Annotated in this window: 11 protein-coding genes, 1 tRNA gene and 1 pseudogene; 8 read left to right on the forward strand and 5 right to left on the reverse strand. The window is 73.7% G+C overall.

The window, feature by feature from the left end; all coding sequences use genetic code 11:
• Positions 1-60: 60 nt before the first annotated feature.
• The gene (locus DT057_RS30955; protein WP_128565897.1) at positions 61-576 is read right to left on the reverse strand and encodes a (2Fe-2S)-binding protein; all 516 of its coding nucleotides are present in this window, start codon (positions 574-576) and stop codon (positions 61-63) included.
• The gene (locus DT057_RS30960) at positions 573-3350 is read right to left on the reverse strand and encodes a xanthine dehydrogenase family protein molybdopterin-binding subunit (protein WP_128565898.1); all 2778 of its coding nucleotides are present in this window, start codon (positions 3348-3350) and stop codon (positions 573-575) included. The genes DT057_RS30955 and DT057_RS30960 overlap by 4 nt, the downstream gene beginning before the upstream one ends.
• Positions 3351-3967: 617 nt before the next feature.
• Between DT057_RS30960 and DT057_RS30965 the strand changes: the two genes are divergently transcribed.
• Positions 3968-5080 carry a hypothetical protein gene (locus tag DT057_RS30965; RefSeq protein ID WP_238313103.1) on the forward strand — a complete coding sequence of 371 codons (1113 nt, stop codon included), beginning with the start codon at positions 3968-3970 and terminating at the stop codon, positions 5078-5080.
• Between the two features lie 53 nt (positions 5081-5133).
• A complete protein-coding gene (locus DT057_RS30970; protein ID WP_203236423.1) occupies positions 5134-6189 on the forward strand; it encodes a polysaccharide deacetylase family protein in 1056 nt (351 codons plus the stop codon).
• Between the two features lie 103 nt (positions 6190-6292).
• On the opposite strand, the gene DT057_RS30975 is transcribed toward DT057_RS30970, so the two are convergent.
• Positions 6293-6366 (reverse strand) — tRNA-Gln (locus DT057_RS30975).
• Between the two features lie 412 nt (positions 6367-6778).
• Here DT057_RS30975 and DT057_RS30980 point away from each other — a divergent pair.
• The 4 genes from DT057_RS30980 to DT057_RS30995 are packed head-to-tail and all read left to right on the forward strand — an operon-like array spanning position 6779 to position 9150.
• Entirely contained in the window at positions 6779-7261 is a 483-nt protein-coding gene (locus DT057_RS30980) for a tellurite resistance TerB family protein (protein ID WP_128565899.1), read from the forward strand.
• Positions 7258-8019 carry a glutamine amidotransferase gene (locus tag DT057_RS30985; protein ID WP_238313101.1) on the forward strand — a complete coding sequence of 254 codons (762 nt, stop codon included), beginning with the start codon at positions 7258-7260 and terminating at the stop codon, positions 8017-8019. Before DT057_RS30980 ends, DT057_RS30985 begins: the two co-directional genes overlap by 4 nt.
• Before the next feature lie 46 nt (positions 8020-8065).
• The gene (locus tag DT057_RS30990) at positions 8066-8437 is read left to right on the forward strand and encodes a CidA/LrgA family protein (protein ID WP_128565900.1); all 372 of its coding nucleotides are present in this window, start codon (positions 8066-8068) and stop codon (positions 8435-8437) included.
• A complete protein-coding gene (locus tag DT057_RS30995) occupies positions 8434-9150 on the forward strand; it encodes an LrgB family protein (protein WP_128565901.1) in 717 nt (238 codons plus the stop codon). The genes DT057_RS30990 and DT057_RS30995 overlap by 4 nt, the downstream gene beginning before the upstream one ends.
• Positions 9151-9190: 40 nt before the next feature.
• Here DT057_RS30995 and DT057_RS31000 read toward each other — a convergent pair whose 3' ends face one another.
• Entirely contained in the window at positions 9191-10981 is a 1791-nt protein-coding gene (locus tag DT057_RS31000) for an ABC transporter ATP-binding protein/permease (RefSeq protein ID WP_128565902.1), read from the reverse strand.
• 189 nt (positions 10982-11170) lie between these two features.
• Positions 11171-11476: a hypothetical protein gene (locus DT057_RS31005; protein ID WP_238313099.1), complete on the reverse strand. Its 306-nt coding sequence runs from the start codon at positions 11474-11476 to the stop codon at positions 11171-11173.
• Positions 11477-11693: 217 nt separating this feature from the next.
• Here DT057_RS31005 and DT057_RS31010 point away from each other — a divergent pair, with 217 nt between their 5' ends.
• Together DT057_RS31010 and DT057_RS31015 are read left to right on the forward strand one after the other, a co-directional pair.
• Positions 11694-12326 carry a 2OG-Fe(II) oxygenase gene (locus DT057_RS31010; protein WP_128565906.1) on the forward strand — a complete coding sequence of 211 codons (633 nt, stop codon included), beginning with the start codon at positions 11694-11696 and terminating at the stop codon, positions 12324-12326.
• A gap of 41 nt (positions 12327-12367) precedes the next feature.
• A pseudogene (locus DT057_RS31015) lies at positions 12368-12746 on the forward strand (hypothetical protein); the annotation flags it as partial.

The raw sequence follows: 12746 nt of genomic DNA on the forward strand, positions 1-12746 counted from the left end.
CGCGGGGCGCCGCCCGCCGACCCGGGCCGCGGCGCGGGCGGAGCGCGGCCGCCTGGGCCCTCAGACGAGGTAGCGCTTCGAATCGGCCACGATCACGGCGCGCACGGCCTCGTGGTACTTCACGTAGCCGGTGCAGCGGCAGAGGTGTCCGTCGAGCGCCTCGGCGATGGTGGCCTCGAGCTCCGCGCGCGGCACCGGCGTCTTCTCCAGGCGCTCGAGCAGGACCTGCCCCTCGTTCAGGAAGCCCGCCGTGCAGTAACCGCACTGGAAGGCGAAGTGCTCGATGAAGGCCGTCTGCAGGACCGAGAGCGCGCCGTCCCGCGCATGTCCCTCCACGGTCCGCACGGCCTTGCCGTCGAAGCTCGCGGCGGACACGACGCAGGTCGGGCTGGTGCGGCTCGTCCCGTCGGGATCGTCGACGATGATCGCGCAGCTCAGGCACTGCGCCGCGCCGCAGCCGAACTTCGTGCCCGTCATCCCGAGGTGCTCGCGCAGGAAATCGTTCATCGACAGGTCGTCGCGGACCTCCGTCGGACCGTGGACCTGCCCGTTGATGGTGATGCTCAGTGTCGTCACGCGAGCGCTCCCTTGAGCAGGCTTGTGGTGACCGGCAGCGACTGGAAGCGGTGACCGGTGGCGTCGAAGATGGCGTTGAGGAGGGCCGGCACGACGGGGATCATCACCACCTCGGCCATGCCCTTGGGCGGCTCGTCCGGCGTCAGGGGCGGCAGCATCTCGATCTCGAGGTCGTGCAGCGGCAGGTCCGAGCCGCGGGCGACGAGGTACTGGCCGAGGTTCCACTGGCCGTTGCCCGGGCCGTCCTCGAAGGGCGGCAGCGTTTCCAGGAGGGCGTATCCGACCCCCATGGCGAAGCCGCCCTGCGCCTGGCCCATGACCACCTCGGGCACGAGCGCCTGGCCGCACTCGAACACCGAGTAGGCCTTCGCGATCCGCAAGGACCCAGTCGCGCGCTCGATCTCGACGCGCACGAGCGTCCCGCACATCGACGTGTAGACGGTGCCGATCCGGTTGTTGGCGGTCGGCGGGAAGCTGACGCCGGCGCGGTCGATCCGCGCGAACGGCCCGCCGCCCCGGCGGACCGCGAGGGCGTCGATCTCGGCCGCGTAGGCGCCGCCGTCGAGGGGGAACTCGGCGCGCGCCCACGCCCAGCGCGAGAAGGCGTGGGTGACGGCCCCGGTGACGCGGTTCTGCGCGTGGGCGGCCCCGGCCAGGATCCGCAGGGGCAGGGGCGGCAGGCCCGGCGCGACGAGCGCGCCGTCGCGCCAGGTCGCCTCGGCCCAGCGCGCGGCCCGCGGATCGTCCGCCGCGATGCCCCAGGTCGCGAGGGCGGCCGGCCAGAGCCCGAACCGGAAGATCACCCGGGCGGCCTCGCCCGCCGCGTGCGTCCCGACATGCGCCCCGATCGAGGCCGAGGTGGGCGAGCTGACGGCGGGAACCCAGCGGGGATCGCGCGCTGCGGCGTCCTGCGTCGGCTGGTCCATGGTGTAGGGATCGCCCGACGAGACGAGCCCGAGGGCCTCGAAGGCGTCGGTCTGGGACACCGCGATCTCGTCGGCGACGCCGCCGAGATGGGCCGCCACCCGCCTGGCCAGGGCGGTCCCGATCCCGTTGCCCATCTCCACGTGATCGCAATGGATCGAGACCCGGCCCTCCGGGTCGAGCGCGACGCGGGCGAGCGAGCAATCCGCACCGGTGCCGTAATCCTTGGTGACGCAGGCGACGCCGGTGCCGACCAGCACCCCGTCCCGGGGCGGCCGGGCCCGGTGGAGGGCGCGCTCCTGCCAGATCGGGTGCGCCTCGAGCCGGTCCAGGATCTCCGGCGTGCGCACCGAGACGCTGTAGGGATTGCCCGTGAGGGTTCGGCCGTGCGGGCCGAGGGCGTTGCGGCGCCGGAACGTGATCGGATCGAGCGGCAGCGCCGCCGCCGCCTCGTCGACCAGCACCTCGAGCGCCGTCATGGTCTGGAGCGTGCCGTAGCCGCGCATCGATCCCGCCGTGACGCCGCGGGTGTGGATGGCGACCGTCGTCACGTCGACCTTCGGGATGTCGTAGATGCCGATCGCGCCGGTGGCGGCGACCGTCGCCACGTTGGGCGAGAAGTTCGCGAGCCCGCCGCCGTCGAGGACGTGGTCGGCGGCGAACAGGCGGATCCGGCCGGTCGCGCGATCGACCCCGATCCGCGAGCGCATCGCGATGGCGTGGCGCTTGATGCCGCCCTGGAACTGCTGGACGCGGTCGTGCGCGAGGCGGACCGGCCGGCCCGGCAGGGCGATCGCCGCCAGCGCGACGTAGAGGATGAAGGGCGTGTGGTCCCGCCCCCCGAACCCGCCGCCCACGTAGGCGAAGCGGGCGTTGATGGTGGACGGCTTGAAGGCCGGGCGCGCCTCCCCGAGCAGGAAGGCGAGCGACTGCGCCGCCTCGTAGGGCGACTGGACGCCGAGCACGAGATCGAGCGTGCCGCCGGGACCGTCGTACCAGGCCAGCCCGGATTCCGGCTCGAGGAACATCGGGTCGACGGACTGGGTCTCGAAGGTGCGGTCCAGGACCAGCAGCGAGGGATCGCTCGCCGACAGGGCGGCGCGGATCCGCTCGCCGTGGGCGGCGGCCTCGCCGTAGGGTGTGGCGGTCTCCTCCGCGAAGGGCGTCCACGCCGGGAGCGTCGCCTGCTTCAGGCGCCCCGGGCTGACCCAGCCGGCGAGGATTGGCGAGTAGAGGTCGGGCGCGTCGGGCGTCGCACCCGCCACCCGGGTGAAGCGGAAGGCGCCGTAGGGCTCGGCCTCGACCGGGCCGGTCTCCTCGCCGAACCGCACGAACGTCCCGTCCCGCAGGGCCAGCCGCGCCCGGTCGAACGCGTCGAACTCCTCGAACACGAGGAGCGCCACCGGCTGCCCGAGGTAGAGCGGCGTCCGGCCGACCGGGCAGAACAGGTCGCCGGCGTAGAACTCGGGCACGCGGGCGCCGATCCGCGCGACGTCCTCCGCCGTGACGACGACGGTGGGCTTGCGCGCGCCCTCGAGGCGCGCGAGGTCGAGGCCCTGGTACACGTGCGTGGCGTCGGGGGCGCGCACCAGCAGGGCGTGCGAGGTCCGGCTCGGCCAGCCCGGCATGTCGGCCGCCCGGAAGTCCGAGGCGTAGAGCTTCGCTCCCGTGACCTTCGGCACGCCGTCGATGCGGCCGAGGCCGTCGAGGGCGGGATTTCGCGCGGCGCGGCCGGGCAGGGTCTCGCGGGTCGCGAAGCCGGGCGCCTCGGCGTGCCCGAGGCGGGACAGGCTGAGGGATATCCCGCTCGCGGTGATCCATCGCATGAACTCGCGGCGGGAGGAACGCATGGTGTCACCTTCTTGCGGCGCGAGACCCGGTCACCGGTCCGCCCGCTCTCGTGTTGCGGAAGCGATCGGGCGCGGCCGGCCCGCCCGGACCGCGCCCCCGACGCGGCTCATCCCGCGCGCCGAGGATGAATGTCGTCCCGGCCGCGCGAGCGCGCCGCCCCGGCCCGCCGAGGCCCCGCCTCTTCAAGCGTGCCGTCCGGCCTCGAGCGCGCGGGCGCCCGGTCCGGAGTGCCGGGAAGCGCGACGCCGGCCCGTGATGTCATCGTCGCGCTCCTCCGGCGAATGTTGCCGGATATCTCCTGCTATCGCTGGAACTGTTAAAACTCTCTGACGAAATGCTCTGACTTTCACGCGATAGGACAAGTTTTGTCGTTGCAATTTTCCTGTTGCCGCGCCGCTTGATTTCACACACAGTAGCTCGTGCTTCGGCTCGTCAGACGATGTCGAGCGAAGATCAGGGCCGCTCTAGCCATTCTTCAAGTTGCGGGATCGCGCCGACTTCGCTTTCGGCGCGGCCCCGCGCGCCCGCCGTGCCGCCGGGAGCGGCCCGGCGGGCGTGTCCGGACCGGCGGGGCGGGCCCGCGGCGGACGGGTTTCTCAACCTCGGGGGCAATCGCGTGAACGACATCAGAGGCGTCCGGACGTTCCTGCTCGCGGCGGCCGTGCTCGGCGCGGGAATGCTGGGGAGCGCCGGCGCGCGGGCCGAGTCCGACGTCCCGCCCTACATGAGCGTGATCGTCGGCGCGAAGGTCCCCGACCGGGCGGCGACGGCCCGGCAGAACGTCCTGGCCCTGAACAGCGGGATGTTCGAGCTCTACGGCGAGGCCGGCAAGCTCGTGCAGGGGAGCATCCTGGCCCAGCACCCGGTGATCCTGGGCCTGTTCTCGGGCGCCGGCGGGCGCTTCATCCTCTACCGGCCCGGCAAGCCGGCGCTCGAGGGCCCGCCCGTGCCCGAGGTCTACCAGCTGCTCAAATCCGTGGGCCACAGCGTGATGGCGCTCGGCGTCGTCGTGGGCCCGCATCTCGGCAAGCCCGAGGACACGTCCTGGCAGCCGTCCCTCGCGAGCTACCGCGTCCGGCTCAAGGCCGCTCTCGACAGCCTCGACGCCACCAGCATGCCGGCGGAGTGGCGGGCGAACAACCAGGCGCTGGTGGCGGAGAACATCGCCTTCATCGACCAGGCCCTCGCCGACGGCGTGGTCACGTTCGCGGCCGTGCAGTCCTTCGCGGCCCGGCAGAAGGACCGCCTCAAGCTCAACATCCAGTGGGCGGCCGACACGCAGGTGAAGCACTGGATGGCCGTCCTGGCCGACTGGAAGCAGCAGCTCGGCCCGGAGTGGAGCCGCGCCTACGCGGCGAGCAACACGATCTACGTGGCGCGCCAGAACAACGTGCTGTTCAGCGTCCTGGCGCAGTTCTTCGCCCCCGAGGAGATCAATTCCCGGTTGATGCTGATCGAGACCGTGTCCTTCACGACGACGCCCACGGACATGCTCGAGAGCCTCACCCGCATCATCTCGGACCGCACGGTCGGCGAGACGTTCTTCGGCAACGCCTACCTGATGGATTACGAGCTGATGGGGGGTGACGCGCGCGACACGATCGCCCGCGAGACGAAGGCCCGCGGGATGCCGACGCACCTGCCGCCGCGGGTCCCGTTCGGCTCGCACCAGTGGCCGACCCTGATCACCGCCGGCACCGGGCCGGCCACCCTCGCCGACCTGCCCTGAGCCCCCGCGCCGGTCCGCCCGGGCCGCGCCCCCCTGGACGAAAGGTTGCACGCGTGGCGGCTGCGAGCGCGACCGGCGGCATCCCGCAAAGCCCCGCGCCGGCGGGGCGGAGGCGGGGCGGGACGCTTCGCGGGCGGCTCGCCCTCCCTGCCATTGTCCTGGCCGCCCTCTCGGCTGGTCTCCTGGCCGCCGGCCCGGCGCGGGCGCAGGAGGATTCCGGGCCGGCCCGGGCCGGGGCGCGCGACTGGGTCACGGCCCTGCCGCGCCGGCCGCTTCCCGTGCGGGCGTGGCCGAGCGGGAAGAAGGTCGCGGTGGCGTTCGTCCTGTACGTCGAGGTCTGGGGCTTCGGCCACGGGCCCGCCTTCCGCCCCGACATGGCGGGCCGCGATCCCGACGTGGTCGACGAGGCGTTCCGGCACTATGCCATCGACTGGGGCCTCGCGCGGGTCGGCCGGGTCTTCCGGCAGCAGGCGGTGCCCCTGACGCTGGCGCTGAACGCGCTGTTTCCCGCGACCTACCCGGAGGCGTGGCGGGAGTTGCGCGCGAGCGTCCCCGACGCCCCCGTCCTCGGCCACGGCCTGAACAACACGACGCAGCTGCTGCCGCTCGGCCGAGGCCTGGCGGCGCAGGAGGCCTACATCCGCCGCACCCTCGACCTCATCGAGCACGACACGGGCTCGCGGCCCACGGGCTGGTCCAGCCCCAGCGTGTTCCCCAACGCCGACACCTTCACGGCGAGCGCCGCCGCGGGCATCCGCTACACGCTGGACGGCATGGATTCCGACATCCTCACCCGCCTGGAGACCCCGTCCGGCCCGCTCCTGCAGATCCCCTACCCGGCCGTGACCGTCGACATGGGCCAGTACCTGTCCCGCGCCAAGGAGCCCGCCGACCTGGCGCGCCTCTGGATCGACTACGTCACGGAGCTCGCCGACGAGGCCGCCCGCGACCCCGCGCGCCCGGCGACGGTCGTCGCCATCGGCCTGCACCCGTTCGTGAAGGGAACGCCGTCCGGCGCGGCCGCCCTGCGCCGGGTCCTCGCCGCCCTGACGGCGCTGGACGCCGTCTGGCTCACCGACACCCGGGCGATCTTCGAGGCGGCGCCCTGAACCGCGCGGACCGCCCGAAGCGACCGGTGTCCCGGCCCGCGCCGGCGGGCTGACCGCCTCGGAACGCGGATGCGGTTTCGGCGCTGAGTCTCTGAGATTCAAGTGGCTGGGGGACGAGGATTCGAACCTCGACTAACGGAGTCAGAGTCCGCTGTTCTACCGTTAAACTATCCCCCAACGGGGCGCTGGGTCGCGAAGGGGCGGTGCATTGCGCCGCCCGGCCGCGTCGGCACGCCACAGGGTGGAGCGCCTGCGCCTCGGGTGCGGTGCAGATAGGCCGGTTCATCTGCCCGGTCAAGGCCTGCCGTGGCGGGCGGGGAGACGGCCCCGGGGCGTCGCGGGAGGCGCGGGGAGGAGTGCTCCCGATCCCGCCGGAGGCGGTGGCGCCGCCGCCGGGGGCCGGTCCGTGCCACCCACCCCGGTCGAGGGCTTCCAAGCCGCAGAGGGCCGGGGGCGCGGCGCTTGCGCGCTCGCCCCAGACCCCAGACCCCAGACCCCAGGCGCAGGGCTCGGGCCGGATGCCCGGCACGGGAGGTGCTTGACGGTGCGGCGTCCCGGCCCGACCATGGGGCGTTCGTTCAAGTTGCCGATGTCGCTGATCACACGCCTGCGCGCCTACGCCGCCGAGATGTTCGGCGCTCCCGCTCCCCAAGCCGACGCCGAGACCGGGCAGCACCTCGCCGCCGCGGCGCTGCTCGTGCACGTCGCCCGCGTCGACGGGACCCTCGCGGCCGTCGAGCGGGAGCGGCTCGCACGCCTCCTGCGCGGGTCGTTCGCGGCGTCCCAGGCGGAGGCGGAGGTGCTGATCGACCGCGCCATCGGCTTCGACGACGAGACCCGGGACGTCGCCGAGCTCGTCGGGCTCATCGGCCGCGACGCGCCCGAGGCCGAGCGGCGCGGCCTCCTCGGGATGGCCTGGGCGGTCGCGGCGGCGGACGGGCAGGTGCACGAGTTCGAGGACGACCTCGTCTGGCGCCTCGGCCAGCTGCTCGGGTTCGACGACGCGGCCATCACGGCGACGCGGGCGGTCGCCCTCGCGGGCCTGCCGGCGCAGCACGTGCCGCCCCGGTGAGGGCATTGCCGGCGGCCCGGGACCCGCGCGAGGCGCCCGCGCCGCGCAAGCCCGTGCTCCTGGTCCTGCACCAGGAACAGTCGACGCCCGGCCGCCTCGGCCGCCTGTTCCAGGAGCGCGGGCATCCCCTCGACATCCGGCGGCCGCGCTACGGCGACCCGCTGCCCGGAACGCTGCGGGAGCATGCCGGCGCGGTGATCTTCGGCGGCCCGATGAGCGCCAACGACGACGACGCCTTCGTGCGGGCCGAGATCGACTGGATCGAGGTGCCGCTGCGCGAGGGCCTGCCGTTCCTCGGCCTCTGCCTGGGGGCGCAGATGCTGGCGAAGTGCCTCGGCGCCACGGTCTGCGCGCACCCGGAGGGCCGGGCCGAGATCGGCTACTACCCGCTCCTCCCGACGGGGGCCGGCCGCGACTTCGCGGCCGAGATCGGCCAGCCCTGGCCGTCGCACGTCTACCACTGGCACCGGGAGGGCTTCACCTGCCCGGCGGGGGCCGACACCCTGGCCACCGGCGACGACTTCCCGACCCAGGCGATCCGGGTCGGCCCCGCCGCCTTCGGCCTCCAGTTCCACCCGGAGGTCACCCACGCCATGATCTGCCGCTGGACCGTGCGGGCCGCCGAGCGCCTGGCCCTGCCGGGGGCGCAGGACCGGGCGCGCCAGATCGAGGGCCGCCTGATGCACGACGCGCACGTGGCGCGCTGGCTCGACGCCTTCCTGGACCACTGGCTCGGGATGGCGGACGCGGCGCCGTGACGCGCCGCTGGCGCGCGCCGCCCGCCGACGCCCCGGAGGGACGCGCATGATCCTCAGCCTCACCCTGCTGCTGCTCTGCCAGCTCGCCGGCGAGGTCGTCGCCCGCGGGCTCGCGCTGCCGCTGCCCGGGCCGGTGATCGGCATGGCGCTGCTGCTCCTGATCCTCGCGGCCCGCGACCGGCGGCCCGGCGGGCTGCCCCAGCCCCTCGTCGACGGCACGCTGGAGCGCACCGGCAAGGGGCTGCTCGCGAACCTGTCGCTGCTGTTCGTGCCGGCCGGCGCCGGCGTGATCGGCCGGCTCGACGTGCTCGCCGCGCAGGGGCTGGCGCTCGCCGTCGCCCTGGTGGCGTCGACGGCGCTCGCCCTCGTGGCGACCGTCCTGACCTTCGCCTACGTGGCCCGCCGGGTCGGCCGATGAAGGGGGAGTTCGCCCTCTGGGTCTTCCTCGCCCACAGCCCGCTGCTGTGGCTCACCGTGACCCTCGTCGCCTACGGGATCGCCGACCGCGTCTCGGCGGCCACAGGCCGCCATCCCCTCGCCAACCCGGTCCTGCACGCGATCTGGATGGTGGGCCTGGTCCTGGTCCTGACGCGCACGCCCTACGCGGTCTACTTCGAGGGCGCGCAGTTCGTGCACTTCCTCCTCGGCCCCGCCACGGTGGCGCTGGCGATCCCGCTCTACGAGCACCGCGTCACCGTGGTGCGGGTGCTGGTGCCGATGCTGGCGGCGCTGGTCGTGGGCTCCACCGTCGCCCTCGCCTCGGGGCTCCTGATCGCCAGGCTCCTCGGCGTGCCGACGCCGGTCCTGATCGCCCTCGCGCCGAAATCCGTGACGGCGAGCGTCGCCATGGGCATCACCGATGCCCTGGGCGGCGACCCGACCCTGACGGCCGTGCTGGTGATCCTCACCGGCATCATCGGGGCCGTGATGGTGACCCCGCTCCTCGACCGCCTCGGGATCCGGGACTGGCGGGCGCGGGGCTTCGCGGCCGGCATCGCGGCCCACGGCATCGGCACCGCCCGGGCCTTCCAGGTCAGCGAGGTCGCCGGCACCTTCGCGGGCATCGCCATGGGGCTGAATGCCTTCCTGACCGCGATCCTGGTGCCGGTGGCGCTCGCCCTGCTGCACTGACGCCCGCTCGGCGGACGCGCTCCCGCCCCGGGCCGGCGCGCTACTGCGCCGCCACCGGCGCCCGGACGTCGGTCGGCACGAAGCGCCCGTCCTCCCGGGGCGTCATGTCGAGCCGGCGCTCGTGGAACGCACCGAGGGTCGAGCGGTGCCCGATCGACACCAGGGTGGTGTCGGGCAGGCGCTGGCGCAGCATCCGGTAGAGCGCGGCCTCGGTCGGCTCGTCGAGGGCGGCCGTCGCCTCGTCGAGGAAGAGCCAGTCGGGCTTGGCGAGGAGCGCGCGGGCGATGGCGAGGCGCTGCTGCTCGCCGAGGGACAGGGTCTGGGCCCAGGGCGCGTCCTCGTCGAGCCGGCCGGCGAGGTGGGGCAGGCGCGCCGCCTCGAGCGCCTCTCGGATCGCCGCGTCGTCGTGGCGGCCGGAGGCGTCCGGGTAGGTGGCGGCGGAGCGCAGGCTGCCCATGGGCAGGTAGGGGCGCTGCGGCAGCAGCATCAGGCGGGCGCCGGCCGGCGTCGCGACCTCGCCCTCGCCGAAGGGCCAGATGCCCGCGATGGCGCGAAACAGCGTCGACTTGCCCGACCCCGAGGGCCCGGTGAGGAGCGTGGTCTCCCCGGGCCGCAGGGTGAGGTCCTGCGCCTCGGCGATGCGGCGCCCGTCCGGCAGGTCGAGGCCGAGGCCCGACAGGTGCAGCGCGCCGCCGTCCCGCGGGGCCACCCGCAGGCGGCTCTGCGCCCCCATGGCCACGGCCCGCTCCATCGAGGCGTCGAAGGTCGTGAGCCGGTCGACCTGCGCCTTGTAGTCGGCCAGGGTGACGTAGAACGTGATGAAGAACGACATCGTGCTCTCGACCCGCGCGAAGGCGCCGGCCGTCTGGGTCATGACCCCGAGGGGGATCTGCCCGGCGAAGTAGTAGGGCGCGACCAGGATGTAGGGGATCACCACGTTCACCTGCTGGTAGCTGGTGGTGAAGGCCGCGAGCTTCTTGCGCCGGTCGACGATGGCGTAGAAGTTGGCGATCAGGGCCCCGAAGCGGCCGCGCAGCGAGGCCTTCTCGGCCTCGGCGCCGCCGAGCAGCGCCACCTGCTCGCCGTACTCGCGCAGGCGCGCCAGGGAGAAGCGGAAATCCGCCTCGCGCCGCTGCTGCTCGAAGTTGAGCCGGATCAGGGGCCGGCCGATGCGGTGGGTGATCCAGGTGACGAGGCCCGAGTAGATCAGCGCCCCCCAGACGAGGAAACCCGGCACGTGCCAGTCGGTCCCCGGCACCGTGAACGAGGCCGAGATGTTCCACAGGATCACCGAGAACGAGATCAGATTCGAGGCCGCCGACAGGAAGCTGATCGCGAGGGACTGGGTGGTCTGGGTGAACTGGTCGATGTCGTCGGCGATGCGCTGGTCGGGGTTGTCGGTCTGGGCGCCCGAGAAGCCCATGCGGTAATGGGCGTCGCCCCCGAGCCAGCGGTCGACGTAGTGCCGCGTCATCCAGGCCCGCCAGCGGATGCGCAGGAACGACTGGATCACGTACTGGATGATCGCGCTCGCCACGTAGACCGCGGCCCAGACGCAGAAGACCGAGAACAAAAGCGACCAGAACGCCGCCGCGTCCTTGCCCTGGATGGCGTTGAACCAGTCCCGGTTGAAGTACGACAGGCGCACGTTGATGGCGACCTGGGCGAACTCGATGCCGATGACGGTCGCGGCCATCAGGAGGGCGATCCAGCGCTCCTGCATCCGGATCGCGGGCAGGGGCCAGAGCCGCACCTCCGTGGTCTCGCGCGTCGTGTAGTACGGATAGGTGAGCCGCCAGATCTGCAGGAGGGCCTGCTTCAAGCCGTGCATCGCTGTCTCCAGGGCCGACCGCGCGGGCGAGCCATCGGTGTGGGCGGCCGCCAGGACCGCGGGGGAGTGCCGGGCCGCGGGGCCCGGTGGGCCCGCCGCCATGCGGCAGCCCCATGGCAGGACCATGGCGCGGCCGCCGTGGCAAGTTAAACCGCGTTCATCCGCCACGGCGCCGGCCCGCCGGCGCCCTCAATCCCAGTCGTCGATGGCCGGCTCGCGGCAGCGATAGCCGACCGGGCACTCGCTCTCGTCGCGGGTCGTCATCAGGAACAATTCGGCGATCTCGGTGCGGGCGCAGAAGCTGCGGTCGCGCACCGCCCGCTCCTGGCGGAAGAGCCCGGTGAGGAAGACGACCGCGCCGCCCTCCCTCACCCGCTGCGTCGCCTGGGCGCAGGTCACCGCGATGGCGAGGAGCGGCGGCGGCTCCGGCGCGGCGCGGGCGGGGCCGGCCGCCCAGACGAGGAACGGAAGCGCGAGGCGCAGCGACGGGGGCATGGCCGGAGCTGGACGTGGTCCCGCCCCGCAACGAACGGGCGCCGCCGACCGTTCCGCCGGGCGGGGGTGCGGCGCTCACGGCGGCGCGGATGCGGGGGCGAGGGGCGCCTGCGCGGCCGAGATGCCCCGCCGCCGCCGCAATCCCCCCCGATGGTCCGCGCACACGGCCGCAAGGGCCGGATCCCGGGCAACGATGCTGCAAGAGATGCTGGACGACATGCAGGGCCTCTCGATCCTCAACGTCGACGCGGTGCGCGCGGCGCCCCTCGCGCAGGATCCCTACCGGTACGTCCTCGGCGAGGACGTGATCCGCCGCGAGGCCGTCGACGACCTCAAGCGCGATTTCCCCGCCATCGCCAAGCCCGGCTACCTGACGGTGGACGAGGTGCAGCTCACGGGCCGGTTCAAGGACCTGATCGAGGAACTCGAGAGCGACGCCTTCTCGCGGGTGCTGAGCGAGAAGTTCGGGATCGACCTCGTGTCCTGCCCGCGCCTGACCACCATCATGAAGCGCTCGCAGCCGAAGTACGGCGCCATCCACACCGACGGCCCCTCGAAGGTGATGACGCTGCTGATCTACATGAACGACGCCTGGGACGCGCCGGAGGCCGGGCGCCTGCGGGTGCTCTACGACGGCGAGCGCTTCGAGCCCTACGCCGTCGAGGTGCCGCCCACCATGGGCACCATGTTCGCGTTCCTGCGCGCCGACAATTCCTGGCACGGGCACCGGCCCTTCGACGGGGAGCGCCGGGTGGTGCAGGTCGCCTGGGTGAGGGACGCCGCCTCCCTCGAGCGCAAGAAGAAGCGCAACCGCACCGCGCAATTCCTCAAGGGCATCTTCGGCCGCTGAGACTTGACCGCCGGCCGGCGGCGGGAGACCCTGGGGGCATCATGAGGCCGTTCCACCGCGCGGGCTTGATCGTGGCGGGGCTCGCAGCGCTGGCCGGCCTGGCCGGCGCGCTGGGCTCCGGCCGCGTCGCCGCGCAGTCCGACCTCGAGGCGGGGCCCTCCGACGAGCCGGTCCTGTCGAAGCCCTACCGCTCCACGATCCCGCAGTTCCGCCGCCGCGCCGCGCCGGACGGCGCGCAGCCGGCGAGCACCTGGCGCGAGCCCCCCGGGCGGGAGCCCGCGCGCGAGCCTGCCCGGGAGCCCGTGCGCGAGCCTGCCCGGGAGCCCGTGCGCGATTTGGTGCTGCCGCGCGAGCCCGCGGACCGCGAGACCGCCCGGGAGCCGGCGCTGCTGCGCGAGCCCGGGCGCGACGCGCCCCGGG

It is taken from the genome of Methylobacterium crusticola (genome assembly GCF_003574465.1).
Classification (GTDB): Bacteria; Pseudomonadota; Alphaproteobacteria; order Rhizobiales; family Beijerinckiaceae; genus Methylobacterium; species Methylobacterium crusticola.